The organism is Rhodococcus sp. MSC1_016, assembly GCF_023667485.2.
Taxonomy (GTDB): domain Bacteria; phylum Actinomycetota; class Actinomycetes; order Mycobacteriales; family Mycobacteriaceae; genus Rhodococcus_F; species Rhodococcus_F oxybenzonivorans.
Window position 1 is genome coordinate 1,958,256 of the sequence record NZ_JAMOZI020000001.1, and the last position, 19,591, is coordinate 1,977,846.

The following is a 19,591-nucleotide window of genomic DNA, read 5'->3' on the forward strand; positions in this document are numbered from 1 at the left end:
ACAAGCGAACGTGGTAGAACAAGAAGGAGTCATTATGACTACACAAGAAGCGATTTCACCTCACCGTCCCGATTTCATCGCGGGTAGGAAAAAGAATCTGATCGGCGGAAGTTGGGTCGACGCTGCATCCGGAAGAACAATAGATGTCGTCAACCCCGCTACCGGCGGGAAGATGTGCGAGATCGCAGCAAGTGACAGCACCGACGTCGATCTCGCAGTAACGGCGGCCCGGTCGGCGTTCGAAGGTGAGTGGAGTCGGTGGACTCCGCACCAGCGCCGCAAGTTGATGTTGAAGATTCACGATCTCGTTCTGGAGAACTTCGACGAGCTTGCTCTGATCGAAACCCTCGACATGGGTGCGCCGCTGTCGCGAACGAAGGGTCTCGCAGAGTGGACCTCGCAAGTTCTGCACTTCTTCGCTTCTCAGTGTGGCGCCGGAACCGTAGCGACTCCGGAGAACTCGCTGCCAGGTGACTTCCTCACCCTTCGAAGCCTTGCCCCTGTAGGTGTGGTCGGTGGCATCATCCCCTGGAACGGGCCGTTGATCGGTCTGTGGTGGATCTTCGGTCCGGCGCTTGCCACCGGTTGTACCGCGGTCCTCAAGCCCGCCGAAGACGCATCACTGTCGGTGCTACGCGTGGCGGAGTTGATGTCGGAAGCCGGTCTACCCGACGGCGTGATCAACGTCGTGACCGGATACGGTCGAGACGCGGGACAGGCATTGGCGGAACATAAGGACATCGACCGAATCGCGTTCACGGGGTCCATCGGCACAGCCCAATCGATCGTCCGAGCCTCTGCGGGCAACCTCAAACGTCTCCAGTTGGAACTGGGGGGAAAATCACCGGACATCATCTTCGCCGATGCTGATCTGGACAAGGCCGTTCCTGGTGCGTCCATGGGTGTGTACACCAACAGCGGTCAGGTATGCGTCGCCGGCACACGCATACTCGTTCAGCGCTCGATACACGACGAATTCGTAGAGCGAATGACAGAATTCACGAAAACGATCAAGGTCGGAGATGGACTCGACCCGAACACTCAACTCGGCCCACTCATTTCGCAACGGCAACTCGACCGCGTCATGAACTACATCGACATCGGCGGAGGTGAAGGCGCTCAGTTGGCCAGCGGCGGTAGCCGACTCGGTGGAGCACTTGCGAACGGCTTCTTCGTGGAGCCAACCGTCTTCGCGGGCGCGTCCAACCAGATGACGATCGCGCAAGAAGAAATTTTCGGTCCCGTCGCATCCGTGATCCCATTCGATGAACCCGAAGACGCGCTGCGCATCGCCAACGACACACCCTTCGGACTGGCGGGTGGGGTGTGGACGCAAAACTTGGCTACGGCACACAAGGTCTCACGCGGAATCAATGCGGGCACGGTCTGGGTCAACTGCTACGGCGTACTCGATCCGGCCATCGGATTCGGCGGCACAAAAATGAGCGGTTACGGCTGGAAGGGCGCCAAAGAGCATGTCGAAAGTTACCTCTACCCGAAGGCGGTCTACATCAACCTCGGTTGATGGGGTAGAGGTGTAGTCCGATCAAGCTTCGGATTCTGCCGAGGAGTCAGACCCGCCGACGCACCCGCCGTCGGCGGGTCCGATTTCATTGAACCGCCGGCGCATACTCCGCCGGAGGAGTGGAACCTGAATGCCGAATCGCAGGGCCCGGCGTCGTCACCCGTCCCCCTTTCGGATGATGCGCAATACGAACAGCGGCAGATGCACGCAACGCAGCAATGAGCTTCACTGTCAACAGCCCGATGATGATTTCCCAGCTACGACCCCAGGTTCTGTTCACCGGAATGAGGTAACCATTCACATGATGATCGAGCACCATCAGCATTTTATCGGTGGGAAGCTAGTCGAATCACACTCCGCTGGTCGCATCGAAGTGATTGACCCGGCCACGGAGCAGGTCATCGGGACGATCGCCGACGGTGACGCCCGTGACATCGCAGCAGCCGTCGGAGCAGCCGAAGCGGCCGCACCCGCTTGGGCGGCAAAGAGCGCGGCCGAACGCGCGACCGTGTTGCGGGCGATCGCGGATGCCTTCGAAGCGCGGATGGATGAGATTTCGGCACTGGTCCCCAGGCAGAACGGAACGCCGATCTCGATCGCCCGGGCCATGCAGTCCCAGGTGCCCGTGGTTTACCGCTACTTCGCCGATCTCGCCGACGTATTCGAACCAGAGGAACTGGTGGAAACCGCCAGTGGTGATGCGATCGTACGGCGAGAGCCGGTCGGCGTAGTCGGCGCGATCATCCCGTGGAATGGTCCGCAGCCATTGACCGCCTGGAAGCTGGGTCCGGCCTTGGCAGCGGGCTGCACGGTGGTGATCAAGCCGGCGCAGGAGACATCGCTCGATGCGTTTTTGTTCGCCGAGATCCTCACCGAGGCGGACGTACCCGACGGCGTGGTCAATATCGTCACCGGAGGACGAGAAACGGGCGCGGCCTTGGTTGCCGATCAAGGCGTTCGAAAGATCGCATTCACTGGTTCTACCCGCGCGGGTCGGGCAATCGCCGCAGAATGCGCAGCTCAACTCAAGCGCGTGACTTTGGAACTGGGCGGCAAGTCCGCCGGAATTCTTCTCGATGATGTCGACCTCGATGAATTCCGGCCGCTCGTATTGTCGGCGTGCTCGCCGAACACCGGCCAGACCTGCCGCGCACTGACCAGAGTGCTGGTGCCTTCGTCCCGTCACGATGAGATCGTCGAAATGCTCGAGGAGACGCTGCGCTCGATCCCACAAGGCGATCCGAGCGATCCGGTGAACTTGTTCGGGCCGTTGGTCAACGCTCTCCAGCGTGAGCGGGTCGAGTCGTACATAGCTCTCGGCCGCGCGGAGGGCGCCACTGTGGTTCTGGGTGGTGGACGGCCCGAAGGTCTCGAGCGGGGCTATTACGTGGAGCCGACCATCTTCACCGACGTCACCAACGACATGCGCATCGCGCGTGAGGAGATTTTCGGCCCGGTACTGGTAGTGATGTCGTACGAGACGGTCGACGAAGCTGTGGCGATCGCCAACGATTCCGAGTATGGCCTGGGCGGTGGGGTGTTCTCCTCAGATCGTGAGAAGGCCACCGAGGTGGCGCGCCGGATCGTGAGCGGAAGCGTAGGAATCAATACCTCGACACTGCCGATCGAAACCCCGTTCGGTGGGGTGAAGAATAGCGGGATGGGGCGCGAGCTCGGCCCGCAGGCGCTCGACGCCTATCTCGAGTACAAGACTTTGTTCCGCGCCAAGTGATGATGCGGCGGGGGAGCGATCGATCAAGGTCGCCCCCACCGCCGTTGGGAAGCTTTGGCACAGTGCGCACGCGTCAGCGGCGCAGCCAATACGCCACCGCTTCGGCGCGGTTGCCGGCATCCAGCTTCCGCAGGATGTGCGTGATGTGGGTCTTGACGGTGCCCTCGGAGATCGTCAGGCGGCGGGCGATCATGCGATTGTTGTCACCGGCAGCCATTCGCTCGAGTACTTCGACTTCGCGGCCGGACAGGCCGTAGGAGGAACTCTGCACACTCGGAGAGACTGCGCCTCCGGTGAGGTCGGACAGTGTGGTGGTCAGCGCCGACACTCGTTCCAGCACGGTAGCCCGAGCCAGCGCGTAGCCGAGACCCTCGCCGAATAAGGTGAGGATTGATTGATCGGTGTTGTCGACTGGACGACGTGCATAGTGGGCGTCGGCATGGACCAAACCCATGACCCGCCCGCCCACGTTGATCGGCGCGACGCCGTAGGATGTGCACCCGGATATCGCCACGAGTGTGCGATCCACCCTGGGGTTGTCCTGTACGTCGTAGACGAGACCGGGTTCGCCTCGGTCAACGACGTCCGACTCCACTAAAGTGCCGTCCAAGGTCGGCGGATGTTCTCGTCCGGCGGCCACCATTTCCTCGGCGAGGCGAGGGTCCTTCTCGATTACCATCGTGTGCAGATTCCAGCGTCCGCGTTCGACAGTGGAGATCAGGGCGCGATCGAAACCGATGGTGATTACTTCCTCAGCGGCGCTTGTGAGTAATTCGTCGACTGTCTTGGCGGACTGTAATCGTACGAGGGAGCGGTGGATCGACCGCATCACTTCGACGCTCGACGCCACACGCGACTCGTTGATGCGGCTTTCGAGATCGCGGACGGTACCGAGCAGTGAAGTCAAGCATCTGATTCTGTCAGGAGCAGTCGTGGGCGGAAGCTGGGTGAGCTCGCCGAGCGCGACCGTCCACACGCGATCGAGAATTCGTTTCGCCGATCCTGTGGACATCACCCCGTGTTCGATGAAGGGGCGGTCGAGGACCGCTTCGGCATGCGTGCCCACTGACCGGACCTCTGCGTGCAGGTCGGTGGACAGTACGCCGTCGTGCGCGGGGCGGATATCACTCGGTCGCATGACCACAGCCTCCACGTCGTCTCAGGGAGTGCTTCACATCACAGATAATATACTATACGCGATCTGGAACATCGTCCATAGGTCGTACTGAAGATCGAACCCACGGCAGATGTCGCCAGATGTGTCTGGCTTCACACTGGTTGCTACCACCTGGCCCTCCGGCCGCCACGGCTCCCTCCCAGCCAATACCCGAAGGGTGCGCCATCGCCGGATCCGGAGACGTACATGACCGATGAACAGCTGATTACCAAGCTCCGGCACGACGTCGACGGGGGTGTCCTGGACGTCGCAGTTCTGCTCGACCTGACGAAACCCCGTCGCTGAGCCACGCCCCACCCACAGACCAGGAGATGACATGACCGCAGCCCTTACCGAGCGACCCCGGGTCTCGCTACGGGCCAGGATCGGGTCGTTCGACCAGGCATACCTGGTGCTGGCGATCACCGTGACACTGGTACTTGTCGGCGGTGCCACCACCAATAACTTCCTCACCACGGGGAACTTGAGCACCATCCTCAATCTGTCCGCTGCGTTCGGCATCATGGCGGTCGGGCAGGCGATCGTGGTGATCGGAAAGGGCCTCGACCTGTCGATTGCTGGAATCGGCCTCGGCTGCGCCCAGGCCACCCTCGCGCTGATAAACCAGGGGTGGGGACAGTGGGAGGCCGTCGGGGCGATGATTTTACTCGCGGCGTTCATCGGATTGGTCAACGGTGTAATCATCGCCTTTGTCGAGGTTCCGGCGCTATTCGTCACGCTGGCCACCGGAATGCTGGCGATAGGGGGGATCGGAATACTGATTCTTGACCAGAACGTGTACACAGTTCCGCCGGACTCTGTGCTGGCCGGGCTGAGCGGTACCGCGTTCTGGTCCATTCCGCGGCCCGTGCTGATCGCGGCGATCATCTTCCTCGCGGCATGGCTGTTCCTCACTTTTACTACACCGGGCCGGCTCATCCGGGCGATGGGCGACAACTTCGCTACTGCCCGGTCGTCGGGTGCCCCGGTTCGTCCTCTGCAGGTGCTCACCTACGTAGTGTCTGCGCTGCTGGCTGCGTTGGCCGGATTCGTCGCCGTCGCAATCCAGGGCAGTATCCAGACCACATCCAGCTCGTTCGACCCGATCCTGTTCACCGCGTTGACGGTGGTGGTGATTGGCGGTGTCTCGTTGTCGGGTGGTCGCGGAACTGTCCTCGGAGTGCTGGCCGGTGCGCTATTCGTCGGCATATTGAACAGCCTGCTGGTCATGCACGGACTGTCCACCGCGGTCCAGGACCTCATCCGGGGAGCGGTTCTGCTCGGGGCCATCGGATTCGACGCCTGGCTGCATCCACGCAACGACGAGACCGACAAGTCTGGTGAGCTCTGACGCCGCGCCGGCGTCGCTCCCCGAACATCATCCCAACGTAGGAGAACCACATGTCATCACACAGGAAGTGGACAGCTGTCAGTGCGGTGCTGCTCGCAGCCGGCATGATCGCCGGCTGCACAGTGAACACCGGTGCCGGCGCCGGAACCGGCGGTGAGCGCGGCGACGGGCAGGGCTTCAGCGCCAACGTCGAGTTGCTGCCGGCGCGGCAGAAAGTGCAGGACATCATGCAGGGCAAACGGGTGGCATTCGTTCCGATGCTCTACAAGGGGTATCAGCTCACGGAAAACTGGGGCACGTCGCTCACACGCTCGCTCGAGGCATCCGGAGCCCAGGTCACCATCCACGATCCGAATTTCGACCCCGATCGCATGCTGGCGATCCTCAACGACATAATCGCGCGGAAACAGGCCGATGTGATGGTGCTGCAGAGTTCGGCGCAGGGACTGTTGGACAACGTCATTGAACGTGCAGCGCAGGCGGGCATCTACACCGTGGTGTTGAACATGATGTCCACCCGGCTCAGCGACGCGTTCGTCGGCGTCGATGTATACGGTGCAGCGCAGGCGATCACCAAGCGGGCCGTGGAGGATTGTAATGCCCGCGGCACCACCAAGAGGCTGTCGATCATCGACGGCATGGGCAATGACCCGGCGTCCCTGCTGTGGAACGCCGGAATCAAGGATGTGGCCGAGCACGAGGGCTACGAGGTACAGGTCAGCCATTCACAGTTCGACAATTCCAAGGCGCAGGCAGCGGCCGAGGCGGCGATGCAGCAGAACGGCAACGATCTGTGTGGCTTCCTGGTCACCTTCGACCTGAACGCAGTGTCAGTCGGCCAGACAGTGAAGGCCGCCGAGAGCCGTAGACAGATTCAGCCCGCCGCGATCGGGGTTTACACCCTGGATGCGAACTCGGCGACCTGCGAGGAACTCAGACGCGGCACGGTTACCGCCACAGCGGCGTACGACGTTCAGGGAATCGGGGCTGCAGGCGCGGTAGCGGTGCAGAACCTCCTGATCAACGGCGCGCCCGCGGGGAGCCGCCACGACGTGGGCTACGTCTCGTACCACGTCGTGGACGGCAAGACCGCCGACGAGACGACCATCGCCTGCTACCGGTCCAACTAGGAGTCGACGAATGACGACGACCACGCTCCGCCGCGGACCCAATCCGCTTCGCCGGGGAATTGACGCCTACCGGATGACCGGGGGCCGGGCCTCCGATCGGATCGCCCGCTACCGCACCGTTTCTGATCTGTTCGAGAAACGCTGGATGGAGGGAGCGGTGCCGTTGGTGCTGGCACTGTTGCTGTGTTTCGTAGTGATCGCCACGACGGATGTGGGCACCGCGAACGCACCGCTCGCCATCGACGACGTCGCCGAATGGGGATTGCTCGCCATCGGTCTGACGGTGGTGCTGGTCGCCGGCGGCATCGATCTTTCCATCGGGTCCATAGTCGGTCTGTGCTCGATGTTCGCATTGATCTCCGACCGGGTCTGGTACTGGCCGCCGGGATGGGTGATCCCTGCGACCGTGGTTCTCGGTGCGTTGCTCGGTTCGGTCAACGGGTATCTCATCGCCTTCCTGCGTATGCGGCCGTTCATCACCACCCTGGTAACGCTCATTGCATTCGGTGGTGCAGCAGTGGCCCTGCAGAACGCGCACACCACCCAGATTGGGATCGCACGCCCGGCGCTGGTGTGGGACGCCATCCCCTACGGCAAGATCATTGGCATCCCGACAGCGTGGTTCACGTTCCTGTGCGTGCTCGTTGTCGCGCACGTGATGCTTACTCGTTCGCGCTGGGGATGGTGGGTCACCGCCACCGGATCCGACCGCCGGTCCGCCCGCCGCAACGGCATCCCCGTGCGCGCGGTGACGTTCTGGGCCTACGTGCTTTCCGGGTCGATGGCGGGCAGCGCCGCCATTCTGACCACGGCCCGGCTGAGTCGCACCGATGCGGCGATCGGACGCGGTTGGGAACTCATCGTGCTTACCGCCGTTGTACTAGGCGGAGTCAGCCTCAAGGGAGGTCGCGGGTCGGTCCTGCGTGCCACCGTCGGCGTCATCGTCGTGGCCGTCATCCGGCAGGCAACCATCGCCGAAGGACTCGACTTCAACTACTACACGGTGATTCTCGCCGCAGCGCTGCTCGCGTTCACCATCCTCGACCTGCAATGGGGAAAGTACCGCCGACGTGCGGTGGAGAAGCTGAAGATCGATCCCGCGCGCGTGCTGCTCGGTCCGCTGACCGATGTTACGGCGCCAGGCACTGTCTGGACCCCGAACTGCGTGTTGACCGACGCACCGCCTGTGGGACTTGGCAAGATCCGGGGCGCCGAGGCGTGTGCAGTCGATCCCGAGGGCAACATCTACGCGGGTGACCAGCGCGGCTGGGTATGGCGCTTCCGGGGACCGGACGACACCGAGGGCGAGATATTCTCGCGCACTGGAGGATTCCCGTGCGGGCACGCATGGGACCGGGAGGGGCGGATGCTGGTGGCGGTCGGCGGCATGGGCGTCTATCGCATCGACGCCGACGGGGAGCCGCAGATGGTGGCGAACCGAGTCGCACGGAGCCCGCTGTCGTTGGTTGACGACTCCGGTCTGCGCGCTGTCGACGACCTGGACGTGGCACCTGACGGATCGATCTACGCCTCGGACTTTTCTGTACGCAACAACTCCACCGACTTCCTACTGGAACTGGTGGAGTTCCGCCCGAACGGCCGGCTGATCAAAATAGCTCCGAACGGGAAGGCGGAGGTCGTCGCCACGAACTTTATCTTCCCGAACGGTGTGTGCACCGCGCACGACGGCCAATCGATCCTCGTCTCCAGCACGGGGTTGTGCCGGGTCGATCGGCTGTGGATCTCCGGACCGAAGGAGGGCGTGCTCGAGCCGGTGCTGGAGAATCTGCCGGGCTATCCGGACAACATCCACCGCTCGTCGGACGGAAACTACTGGATGCCGCTGGTCGCGTTGCGGACTCCGATGTCGGATCTGCTCAACCGCTATCCGGAGGTGCGGCGGCGGATGACGCGTGAGGTCTCGCTGGACAACTGGATGGTGCCGCAGCTCAACGTCTCCTGCATCGTCAAGTTCTCCGACAAAGGAGAGATCATTGCCGTCAAGTGGGACAAGAGCCTGAAGAACTATCCGATGGTGACAGCCGCGACCGAGCGGGATGGCTACCTCTACTTCGCCGGCGTCTCGAACAATCGGTTGGGCCGACTCGCGCTCGACCCCGACGAGATCGGCACTATCGACACCAATCTGGTGCCCGGCACCTTCGGCACCCGGACCGCCGCGGAGGTGGGCTCATGAGTTCGGTCCTGGACACCATCAAAGAGTGGATCAATCCGGACAGGGTGCGGCATCGCTCTGTGCCCCGGATGGAGACCGGCCTCCGCCCGAACCTGCGCCTGGACGAGGCCGAGGAGCTGCTTGCCGCCGGTGTGCACACTCCGGACGACATCACGGTCACCGCGGACGGCACCGTCGTACTTTCCAGCGGATGTGAGTTGCTGCGTTTGGAGCGAGACGGTATCCGCTTGATCGCCCGGTGTGGCGCGCGCATCGCCGCCGTCACGACAGTCGGGAACGCGGTGGTCGCGGCCGTCGAAGGCACCGGTCTGGTCGCGGTCGACGCGAGCGGAGCGGTGACCTCGCAGTGTGCCGACCTAGCAGTCGCGCGCGGTGTCACCGCGCTGACCGCCGTACCCGGAGGAGACCTGCTGGTCACAGTCGGATCCACTACCGCCGATGTGCGCGGCGATTGGGCGCGCGCCTTGCTCGCCGGCGACGCGTCGGGACGGATCGTGCGGGTACGAGACGGTGCCGCCTCAGTGGTCGCTGAGGGGTTGGCCTGGCCGTCAGGGATCGCCCCCAGCGGCGATGGTCAGGTGATCGTGGCAATGAGCCTGACTCACCGCCTGGAGATCCGGTCGCTGAGCGATCCGAGCGAGCCAGTCCAATCCGTAGCGACCAACCTACCGGTGTACCCCGGACGAATCGTCGCCGTGCCGGATGGCCACTGGGTGGTGGCGCCGTACCCGCGGAACCGGATCACCGAGATGCTCCTCGATGAGCGGCCACTGCTGTCGGAGATGGTCGAAACGATCGATCGGGAGGAGTGGTTCGTCCCGCAGTTGCGCGGCGGGAATCTGTTTACCGAAGCGATGCAGATGGGGCAGCTGCGGGTGCTCGGCCAGGTCAAGAGCTGGGCGCCCGCCAGGTCCTGTGGCGTGGTGTTCCGGCTCGACGACACCGGGCGCATCGCGGAGAGCGCACATGCCCGGGTGGACAGTCCCCGGCACGGAGTCACCGGCGTGGCCGTCGCTGACGGCCGGATCGTGACCGCATTGAACGGTCACGGCTCAGTTCTGCGACTGCACACCGACGAGATTGCACAGGAGGTGCACTCATGACCGAGCACAGCACTGGCCTCGACATCACCCCAGTCATCCGATTGACCGGTGTCAGCAAGCGCTATGGCGGAACCTTCGCAGTTCAGGGTGTCGACTTCGACGTGCGCCCTGGTGAGATCCACGCGCTGCTGGGAGAGAACGGCGCCGGCAAGTCCACGATGGTGAAGATCATCTCGGGAGCCATCACCCAAGATGCGGGCACTCTCGAAGTCGAGGGTGCAGAGCGGCGCTTCGCCGCGCCGCGGGACTCCACCGAGGCCGGGGTGGCGATGGTCTACCAGGAGGGTTCGCTCGTCGAATCCATGACAGTGGCGCAAAATCTGTTCCTCGGGGACGAGCGGGCATTCAACGACTTCGGGACTCTGAATGTGGTCGCCCGCGAACTGCTCGAATCGCACAACTTCCACATCCGGCCGGATGCCGAGGCCGGTGCGCTGGGCATCGGGCAAAAACAGATGGTGGAGATCGCGCGGGCCGTGCACCGCAATGCCAAAGTGGTGATCCTGGACGAGCCCACCGCATCGGTGACCCCGGAGGAGCGCTTGCAGTTGTTCATGTCGATGCAGAGTCTTCGTCGGCGCGGCATCGGAGTCGTTTTCATCACCCACATGTTGGATGAGGCATTCGAGCAGGCGGACCGGATTACCGTCCTGCGGGACGGGGTGGTCCAGGGCACCTTGAATCGCTCAGAGTTCGGTCACGACCGGGTGGTGAAGATGATGGTCGGCCGCACCGTCGAGATGGGCCGAAAGTCGTCGAGCCGGAGGCCGGACATCTTTCCTTCCCTCCAGGTCGAGGATCTCACCCTGCTGCCGGCAGTTCGCAGCATGTCGTTCTCCGCCTACGGCGGCGAGATCCTCGGCTTGTACGGGCTGGTGGGGGCAGGGCGTTCGGAGGTCGCACAGATCATCAGCGGTGTGGTCAAGCGTCGGCACATGCGTGGCGGCACGGTGTGGCTGGGTGGGGAGCGGGTCCGTTTCCGCACCCCACGACATGCTCGGAAAGCTGGGATCGTGTACATCACCGAGGATCGGAAGGCATCGGGCTTCTTCGGTCACCTGACCATCTCGGAAAACATCTTCCTCGGGCATTTGTGCAGCGCGCTACGTCTGCCGCTGCTGTTCCGTCCCAGGATGGGCCGGGCGATCGCGAAGAAGTTTGTTGAGCAGTTCGAAGTCCGGACCCTGGCTCCGAGCAAGGCTGTGGTGGAGGAGCTCTCCGGCGGGAACCAGCAGAAAGTCGTGTTGGCCAAGGGGCTGACGCGCAAGCCGCGGGTGGCGATCATCGACGAGCCCACCCGCGGTGTGGACCTGGGTACCATCCCCGAGATTCACGCCATGATCCGCGCCCTCGCTGACGAAGGTGTTGCCGTGATTGTGATCTCGTCATACATCCCAGAGATCCAGGCCCTCTCGGATCGTGTGCTAGTCGCCCGCGGGGGCAGCATTGCGGCGGAATTCTCCCCGGACGAGGCCGACGAGGAGAGCCTGATGTTCGCCGCCGCGCATTAGCGGTAGTCCGGCAATCACATTCGGTTACAAAAACCAAACGATTACAGAAATCAAAGGAGTGCCAGATGCGTGGAGTGATCTTCAAGGGCGAGCGGGTGCTCGAGATCCAGGACTTCCCGGATCCCCACCCCGGCCCCGACGAGGTGGTGCTCGAGATGAAGGCGTCCGGGATGTGCGGCAGCGACCTGCATTTCTACCGGGCGCCCGCTGGGCAGGCGCTTGCCGCGTTCGGCATGGTTGGTGACGACGCCGGATTCATCGGGGGACACGAACCGTGCGGGGTGGTCGTCGAGGTCGGTGCCGCCATCGATCCGAGCGTGATCCGTATCGGTGACCGGATGATGGTGCATCACTACGACGGGTGCGGGTTCTGTGACAATTGCCGCACCGGCTGGCCTCAACTGTGCGATCGCGGCAACGTGATCTACGGCGCGACCGCCCACGGCGGGCACGCGGACTACATCAAGGTGCCCGCTCGCACCCTGGTCCGGCTGCCCGATGAGCTGAGTTTCGCGGCTGGCGCGGCGATTTCGTGCGGCACCGGTACCGCCTTCGGGGCGCTGGTGAGGTTGAACGTGAACGCGAAGGATTCGCTGGCGGTATTCGGGCAGGGGCCGGTCGGCCAGGCGGCTGTGCAACTCGCCACCGCCATGGGCGCCGAGGTGATCGCGGTGGACGTTGCGGCCGAGCGGGTGGCCCGGGCACGGGAGTTTGGTGCGGTGCACACCATCAACTCGGCCGAGACCGACCCGGTCGTGGCGATCAAGGAACTCACACGCGGCAAGGGTGTGGTCAAGGCGTTGGACTGCTCGGGGGCGCCCGCCGCGCGCGCGGCGGCCGTGAAGTCCACCGCGAAGTGGGGCAGCGTTGCGTTCGTCGGCGAAGGTAGCACGGTTACCCTGGAGGTCAGCCCTGACATGATTCGGAAGCAGCTGACCATCATGGGCTCGTACACCTTCTCCACGGTGGGCCAGGCCGACTGTGCGAAATTCATTGCGCGACATGAAGTCGAGGTCGACAAAGTATTCACCGACCACTGGCGGCTGGACGACGCGGTGGACGCGTACCGAAACTTCGACCTGCAAACCGGCGGCAAGGCGGTAATCGAATTCTGATCGTCGGTGTCGACTGTGCCGCACCCCAACTATATTGATGTATGCCGAAGGCGGTAGATGTCGTGCCGTCGTCGCTGTTGGCCCCACGACATTGGGTAGGCCTGCGGCCGATCACGTTCTGGGGCCGCTCGCTTCGGTCGAGCATATACGGCGCGTCGGTTGTCGCATATGGCCGTGAACTGACGCGGCTCATCCGGCTCAATCCATTCGAAGGAAGCCATGAACAAATCTCGGTCACAGCAGAGCAGCCTCATGGTGCTCGCGATCTGCTTCATTACGATCCTCGCCGACGGGTTCGACCTAATTATCTTCGGCGCCACCCTGCCGTCGCTGATGCAACAGTGGGGCCTGAGTAAGGCGGCGCTGGCCAATGTTCACAGCATGACGCTCGCGGGCCTGATGGTGGGCTTCCTTGTCGCTGGTCCATTGGCTGACCGGTACGGCCGCCGCATCGTGCTGATCGCTGGCGGCTCATGGTTCTCGGTGTTGTGCACGCTGTGCGCCCTCGCCCCGAACTTCACCACCTTCGGAGTCGCCCGCGTACTCGCAGGGCTCGGGTTGGGCGCAGTAGTTCCGTCGGCGGTAGCGCTGGCGAACGAGTTCGCGCCGCCGGGTCGGCGGCAGCTGTTCAACGGCATCACGCTGACCGGCTACGCGGTAGGCGGGATTCTCACCACGGTGGTCGCGCTGGCGATTATCCCCGGCGCCGAGGCGATCAAGGCCTCGAACCCTCCGGACGAGAGCTGGCGGGTCATGTACGGACTCGCGGCGACGTTCCTGCTGGTGATCCCGTTCATGTGGCGGCGGCTACCCGAGTCGCCTAGCTTCCTGATCGCGCGCGGTCGCGACATCGAGGCGGCAGCAATCGCGCACCGGTTCGGAATGGATTTCGATCGGATCGTGGCCGAGCAACGCGCCGATGAGGAGACGGACGCAGGCGGTGGCTATCGGCTCCTGCTCTCGCGCAAATACCTGGTGGCGACGGTGATCTTCACGCTGATCATGTTTTGCACCCAGGTGCTGAGCTATGGCCCCAACACCTGGCTGCCCAGCATGACCAAAGAGATGGGTTTCGGCGGTATGCAGGGCATCCTGGCGCTGATGATGCTGCAGATCGGCGCGGCGGTGGGCACGATCATCGGCGCGATCCTGATCGACCGCGGCGGCGCGACGCAGACCATCGTGCCGTATTTCCTACTGGGTGCGGCGGCGCTGGGCGCGCTGGCCTACGGTACCGAGTTGGGTGTGGTCGGCATCTTCATTGCTGCGTTCTTCGCCGGGGTGGGCACCATCGGTACCAGCACACTGATGTATGGAGTGATTGCCGCGCATTACCCCGCATCTAGCCGCAGCTCCGCGATCGGATTCACACTGGGCATCGGTCGTCTCGGGGCGATCCTGGGCCCTCAGCTCGGGGCGATATTCGCGACCCCGCGAGGCGGCCTAATAGCGTTCATGGTGCCCTCGATCGCTGGTGCCGCATTGGTGGGAGTGCTCGCGCTGGTGCAGCGGGACCGGACGATCGACACCCCGCCGACTGAGGCGACGGACGCCGCGCCGCGCACCTCTGCATCGGCCTGAGTTGCCCGCGGAACGAGCTGAGTACAAGATTACTCCACTGCCGAAGCCCTGGAGGCCGGCCGCGGCGAGACGTCCACTGCCGCTGCGGTCCACGCTGCCATGTGCGGATCGACGGAGATCATCTCCCGACTTATGGAATCCTCGAGCACTCGCGTCATCACAAACTCCTCGACTCGACCCCATCGGCTCCACTGCCGAAAGAGGACGGCGCTCGATGAACCGACGCGGGGATTCCGGCCGAATACCGTATTGCCGGTGGCCATCGACACTCCGGTGGCCGCTACCTCCAGCAGCGGTACCGGCGAAGGCAGGACGGCGATGATCGCCCACCCACGACAGCATTTTTGGAGCTAGTTGTGGCGGAGGTAGGTACGACAAATGTTCATTGGCCGGTGGTGGGTTCAGCCCGGAGCGCCCCGCTGACGCTTCGAGGTCTACACCCGCGGCACCCGTCCTCCTGCGAACGCGGCTACGCCAAGGGCAGTCCTTCCCCCGACTCGGTCGCCTACATGACCGACGACGAACTGATCGTTACGCTCCCCACAACATCGACGGAACAGTAAACGACGCAGCCCGGAGGCCGTCATCGAAGCCGTGTACGACCTCGAGCACGCCGACGACATCGCGACGATCCTGAACCGATTGCGGCCAACCCCGCAGACTGAACCGATCGAACTACTCCGTGTCGGCACTCCTTACAGACTTATCCAGGCTTCCGCTGCCAGCGACTCCACTTTCTGGCAGCCCCGAGTTCGCGCGGAGTCAATCCGCCCCACACTCCGTGTTGTTCACCGAAATGGATGGCGTACTGGCGGCATTCATCGATCACTGGGCACCGTCGACAAACATCCTTCGCCCTGCGCAGGTGCTGCGGTTGGGGCTTCGCAGTGTCGTCGTCGAGGTAGAAGACGGTGATGTCCATGCCGCGGCAACGTGCGCGAAGTTGCCATTCTTCAGGGCTGACATCCGGGGCAGCGCTCGATGCAGTCATCTGGACACGCTCCGATCGTTGGACGTGAGATGTCTTTGCCAGTGCAAGCACAGAAAACATAATATATCGACTGGCGAAATGGGTCAACCGGCCCGAGCGATCACGGTCTGGAAAGCAGTCGTTTGTGCCCAGCACTGCTGGCGGTCGCCAGAAGTGCTGGGCACATTGCGTAAGCGTGCGGCTCAGCGGGAGAGGCGGAGGCGCTCGCGATCACGCGCGGGGTCGGCGAGAATCAGCGCGAGGATCGCCACGACGGCACCCACGATGCCCAAGCACTGGAATGCCGCCTGGTATCCGTCGATCTTCGTAGCCGAGGCGTCGACGACGATCCCCATCGACCACGGCCCGATGATCCCTCCGATTGCCTGGATCGCGAAGAAGGCGCCGATGACACCGACGGTTTGGCGCGGCGGGCACGTCGCGATCACGGCAGCATTGAGTAGCGGGAATATCGCGACAACCAGCCCGTACGCGACCGACACGGCGCACACCGCGAGGAGTGGAGACCCCAGGGCCGGCAGGCTCACCAGCAGCACGCCGGCGACGATGACGCCGACACACGGCACGACCACGCGGACCAGGCGGATCGACAGGCCACGGCTGATCCCGTGATCGCTCAGCCAGGATCCGCCGACGAGCGTCGCGAGCCCGACGAAGCTCGGCGCGGCGAACAACGTGCCCGACTCGAGGCGGGAGTATCCCAATCCCTGCTCGAAGTACGAAGGCAACCAGGTGAGCACAACGGTCATGAGCGCGTAGGCGCTCATTGCGACAAGGACGGCGGACACGAAGGTCTTAGAGGTGAGCAGGCGCTTCCAGGCGACCGGAGGCTCGCTGTCGGTGGTCGTCTCCATGGATGTGTGCTTGCCACCCACGGTGTACGGGCCGGGACGCCAGGTCAGCAGCCACGGGATGCACCACAGCGTCGTCGCGAACGCCAGCACGATGATGGCTGCCCGCCACCCGTACTCGGCCACCACGAGTGCGAGGATCGGGACGACGGCCATTTTGGCGAGCATGCTTCCGCTGATGATGAGTGCGCTCGGTAGTCCCCGCTTTGCGGGCGCATGCCATGAGTAGGCGGCGGTGTGCAGCAACGCGGACGTCGGGCCCTCCGTGAGGCCGAGAAGCATCCGGCTCGCGAGTAGCACGGCGAACGTCGACCACACGACGAGCGGCAGCATGACGACGCCCCACAGCACGGCGATGATCGCGATGGACCACCGGAGGGCGAGGACCTTGTTGATCGGCCCCGCGAAGAAGCCGCCGAAGCTGAACGCGAGGAAGAACATACTGCCGGTGAAGCCGATTTGTGACGCGCTGAGTCCGAGGTCCTCACTGAGCGGTTGGGCGATGAGGCCGAACACCGCCTTGTCGGAAGCGTTCATCAGGTAGAGCACCACGAGCATTCCGGTGATGCCCCACGCCGTCAGCTTGCGCGGTTCGGTTGCCGGTTCGGACCGAGGGACTTTCGTGGGCACGGGGTCAGCCACGAGGTGTTCTTCAGTGTTGTTCACGTAAGGGTGTCCTTCAATCTTGTTGTCGAGATCACGCCATCAACATTCTGTGTTGTACATCATATACTATTCATCCAGTGTCACGGTTGTGCAATACATCAGGCACAAAACATCGACAGTTGCATGCATAATATATTTATTCTATTGTGAGGATACGCACTGCAGCGACCGAGGGTCGTACTCGCCGTCGCTCGAGAGAAAGGACGTCACATGCCGGGTCTGTACTTCGAGGAATTCGCACCGGGAATGGTCATCGATCACGAGGTGCGCCGCACCGTGACCGAAACCGACAACGTCATGTTCAGCACGATGACCTTGAACATGGCGCCACTGCACCTGGATGCGGAGTACAGCAAGAACTCCATCCACGGGCAGCGTCTGGTGAACAGCCTGTTCCTCCTCGGTCTCGTTGCCGGTATCTCGATGCACGACACCACGTACGGGACCACCCTCGGCAACCTCGGCTTCGACTCGATCAAGTTCCCGAAGCCGGTGTTCCACGGTGACACCATCCACGTGCGCACCGAGATCGTGTCGGCCCGGGAATCGAAGAGCCGCAATGATTCCGGCATCGTCACCTTCCGCCACTACGGCATCAACCAGCGCGACGAGATCGTGTGCGACGCCACCCGCGTCGGCCTGATGCTCAAGAAGTCGGCCGACGAGCAGGCCTGATCGCACACCCCGACCGGACGACCGACAATCCCAGACGAGGAGAAGACGGAAATGGGCATCAGTAGCCGGCCCGAGGAGATGGCCTGGGTTCCCGGCCCCACGGTGCGCGAGCGTGCGAGGTTGCTCGCGGCGATGAAGAGCTGGGGCCTCGGCGACGATGCTGCTGCCGTCGCCGAGCTGGGCCGTCGCGCCGTCGCCGATCCCGAGTGGTTCTGGCGCGAGGCGCTCGCCGACCTCGACGTCGCGTTCTCGGTGCCGTTCGACCGGGTTCTCGACGAGTCCGAGGGCAAGGAATTCCCGAGATGGTTCCCGGGCGGCCGGATCAACGTGGCCGAACTGGCGGCCCTCCGGCACTCCCGCGGTGACCTCGCCGGCAAGACGGCGGTGGTCTACGAGGGCGACGGGGGAGCGCGGCGCACGCTGACCTTCGCGGAACTCGCAGCGGAGGTCAGCCGGTTCGCGGCGCACCTCGCGGGCCTGGGAGTGCGCCGTGGTGATCGGGTGGTGTTGTTCATGCCGGTCGTGCCCGAGGCCGCCGTGGCTTTCCTCGCGATCGCGATGATAGGCGCGGTCGCGGTGCCCACGTTCAGTGGATATGCGCCAGACGCCCTGGCCACGCGACTGCAGGATTCGGACGCCGTCCTTCTGGTGACCGCCGACGGCACGACGCGCCGCGACAAGGTCGTCGAGATGAAGGCGACCGCAGACGCCGCACTCGCCCAGGCGCCGACGGTGCGCTCCGTCGTGGTGGTCCGGCACCTGGGAACCGACGTTCCGATGCAGGAAGGCCGCGACGTCTACTACGACGAACTGGCAGCCGATCCGGAGCCGGTGCCGACCGCCGAGACCGAGTCGAACGACCCGCTGGCCATCGTCTACACGTCCGGCACCACGGGCAGGCCGAAGGGAATTGTGCACTCGCACGGCGGTTTCGCGGCCAAGACCGCGGTCGACTTCGCTTACGGCTTCGACGTGCACGCCGACGACGTGGTCTCCTGGATCACCGACCTCGGTTGGCTCGTGGGCCCGATGCTCATGACCGGTCCGCTGCAGCTCGGCGCGACCATCGTGATGATCGAGGGCCTGCCGACCCATCCCACACCGAATCGGATGTGGGAGATCGTGAACCGTAACGGCGTCACCGTGCAGGGCATCGCACCGACGGCGGCACGCGCACTCAAGGCGGCGGGTGACGGCAGCGCTCCGGCGATGCCGACCCTGAAGACGTTCGTCTCCACCGGGGAGGCTTGGGACGAGCCGACCTGGTGGTGGCTGTTCGACGAGGTGGGCGGGCGAGAGCGCGCGATCGTCAATTACAGCGGCGGCACCGAGGTCGGCGGCGGTATCCTCGTCGGCTACCCGTTCCTTCCCGCCGCACCCGCGGCGTTCACCGGGCCACTGCCCGGCGTCGATGCGGCCGTGCTCGACGACGACGGCAAGCCCGTCGTCGGCCAGATCGGCGAACTCGCGGTGCTCAACACGTTTCCCGGGATGACGCATGCCTTCTGGCAGGACCGGAACCGCTACCTGGACACCTATTGGAGTCGCTGGGACGGCGTCTGGGTGCACGGCGACCTCGCGAGCGTCGATGATGCCGGCATGTGGCGGATCCACGGCCGCTCGGACGACACGATCAAGCTCTCCGGGCGCCGCGTGGGGCCCGCCGAGATCGAGGCGGCCCTGCTGCGGGACAACCGGATCACGGAGGTTGCGGTGATCGGCGTGCCGGACGAGATGCGCGGTCAGCGTGCGGTGGCGTTCGCGGTGCTGCGCGCCGACGGCGTCGACAACGAAGATCTGCAGGCGACGGCGCTGGCGAATGCGGGCAAATCGTTTGCGCCCGAAGTGTATGCGGTGCCGACGCTGCCGAAGACGAAGAACGGAAAGATCATGCGCCGCGCCATCCGGTCGCGGTTCATCGGTGCCCCGATCGGCGACATGTCGTCGCTCGACCCGGCGACGCCGCTCGAGGACATTCCCGTGTACGCGGGCGAAGACTAGGAGTAT

Annotated in this window: 15 protein-coding genes; 11 read left to right on the forward strand and 4 right to left on the reverse strand. The window is 63.9% G+C overall.

The window, feature by feature from the left end; translation table 11 throughout:
• The first annotated feature begins 34 nt into the window (after positions 1-34).
• Both L1080_RS09195 and L1080_RS09200 read left to right on the forward strand, forming a co-directional pair.
• Positions 35-1,525 (forward strand): aldehyde dehydrogenase family protein, encoded by a 1,491-nt coding sequence (locus tag L1080_RS09195; protein WP_250763440.1) that lies wholly within the window; start codon positions 35-37, stop codon positions 1,523-1,525.
• A gap of 175 nt (positions 1,526-1,700) precedes the next feature.
• A complete protein-coding gene (locus L1080_RS09200) occupies positions 1,701-3,257 on the forward strand; it encodes an aldehyde dehydrogenase (RefSeq protein WP_308202096.1) in 1,557 nt (518 codons plus the stop codon).
• A 73-nt stretch (positions 3,258-3,330) separates the two neighbouring features.
• Here the strand turns inward: L1080_RS09200 and L1080_RS09205 are convergent, their stop codons facing one another.
• Positions 3,331-4,395 carry a LuxR C-terminal-related transcriptional regulator gene (locus L1080_RS09205; RefSeq protein WP_109330459.1) on the reverse strand — a complete coding sequence of 355 codons (1,065 nt, stop codon included), beginning with the start codon at positions 4,393-4,395 and terminating at the stop codon, positions 3,331-3,333.
• A 355-nt stretch (positions 4,396-4,750) separates the two neighbouring features.
• Here L1080_RS09205 and L1080_RS09210 point away from each other — a divergent pair, with 355 nt between their 5' ends.
• From L1080_RS09210 to L1080_RS09240, 7 genes are all read left to right on the forward strand, one after another.
• Positions 4,751-5,764 (forward strand): ABC transporter permease, encoded by a 1,014-nt coding sequence (locus L1080_RS09210; RefSeq protein WP_250763437.1) that lies wholly within the window; start codon positions 4,751-4,753, stop codon positions 5,762-5,764.
• A gap of 50 nt (positions 5,765-5,814) precedes the next feature.
• Positions 5,815-6,894, forward strand: coding sequence for a sugar ABC transporter substrate-binding protein (locus tag L1080_RS09215; RefSeq protein WP_250763435.1), 1,080 nt, complete (start codon positions 5,815-5,817; stop codon positions 6,892-6,894).
• A gap of 10 nt (positions 6,895-6,904) precedes the next feature.
• Positions 6,905-9,091, forward strand: a complete 2,187-nt coding sequence (locus tag L1080_RS09220) for an ABC transporter permease (protein WP_250763432.1) — start codon at positions 6,905-6,907, stop codon at positions 9,089-9,091.
• Positions 9,088-10,194 carry a hypothetical protein gene (locus L1080_RS09225; RefSeq protein ID WP_250763429.1) on the forward strand — a complete coding sequence of 369 codons (1,107 nt, stop codon included), beginning with the start codon at positions 9,088-9,090 and terminating at the stop codon, positions 10,192-10,194. The genes L1080_RS09220 and L1080_RS09225 overlap by 4 nt, the downstream gene beginning before the upstream one ends.
• Entirely contained in the window at positions 10,191-11,705 is a 1,515-nt protein-coding gene (locus L1080_RS09230; RefSeq protein WP_250763426.1) for a sugar ABC transporter ATP-binding protein, read from the forward strand. The genes L1080_RS09225 and L1080_RS09230 overlap by 4 nt, the downstream gene beginning before the upstream one ends.
• 65 nt (positions 11,706-11,770) lie before the next feature.
• Complete coding sequence (locus L1080_RS09235) at positions 11,771-12,820, forward strand: zinc-dependent alcohol dehydrogenase family protein (RefSeq protein WP_109330448.1); 1,050 nt, start codon at positions 11,771-11,773, stop codon at positions 12,818-12,820.
• A gap of 219 nt (positions 12,821-13,039) precedes the next feature.
• Positions 13,040-14,401 carry an MFS transporter gene (locus L1080_RS09240; RefSeq protein ID WP_250763423.1) on the forward strand — a complete coding sequence of 454 codons (1,362 nt, stop codon included), beginning with the start codon at positions 13,040-13,042 and terminating at the stop codon, positions 14,399-14,401.
• Positions 14,402-14,430: 29 nt separating this feature from the next.
• Here L1080_RS09240 and L1080_RS09245 read toward each other — a convergent pair whose 3' ends face one another.
• The 3 genes from L1080_RS09245 to L1080_RS09255 all read right to left on the reverse strand — a co-directional run bounded on the left by L1080_RS09245 (position 14,431) and on the right by L1080_RS09255 (position 16,909).
• Positions 14,431-14,559 carry a hypothetical protein gene (locus L1080_RS09245; RefSeq protein ID WP_284707190.1) on the reverse strand — a complete coding sequence of 43 codons (129 nt, stop codon included), beginning with the start codon at positions 14,557-14,559 and terminating at the stop codon, positions 14,431-14,433.
• Between the two features lie 545 nt (positions 14,560-15,104).
• Positions 15,105-15,452: a WhiB family transcriptional regulator gene (locus L1080_RS09250; RefSeq protein ID WP_459032222.1), complete on the reverse strand. Its 348-nt coding sequence runs from the start codon at positions 15,450-15,452 to the stop codon at positions 15,105-15,107.
• A gap of 122 nt (positions 15,453-15,574) precedes the next feature.
• On the reverse strand, positions 15,575-16,909 hold the full coding sequence (locus L1080_RS09255) for an MFS transporter (protein WP_250763420.1): 1,335 nt from the start codon (positions 16,907-16,909) through the stop codon (positions 15,575-15,577).
• 210 nt (positions 16,910-17,119) lie between these two features.
• On the opposite strand from L1080_RS09255, the gene L1080_RS09260 reads away from it, so the two are divergent.
• Positions 17,120-17,584 carry a MaoC family dehydratase gene (locus L1080_RS09260; protein ID WP_109330439.1) on the forward strand — a complete coding sequence of 155 codons (465 nt, stop codon included), beginning with the start codon at positions 17,120-17,122 and terminating at the stop codon, positions 17,582-17,584.
• Positions 17,585-17,635: 51 nt separating this feature from the next.
• The gene (locus L1080_RS09265; RefSeq protein ID WP_250763417.1) at positions 17,636-19,585 is read left to right on the forward strand and encodes an AMP-binding protein; all 1,950 of its coding nucleotides are present in this window, start codon (positions 17,636-17,638) and stop codon (positions 19,583-19,585) included.
• Positions 19,586-19,591 lie beyond the last annotated feature (6 nt).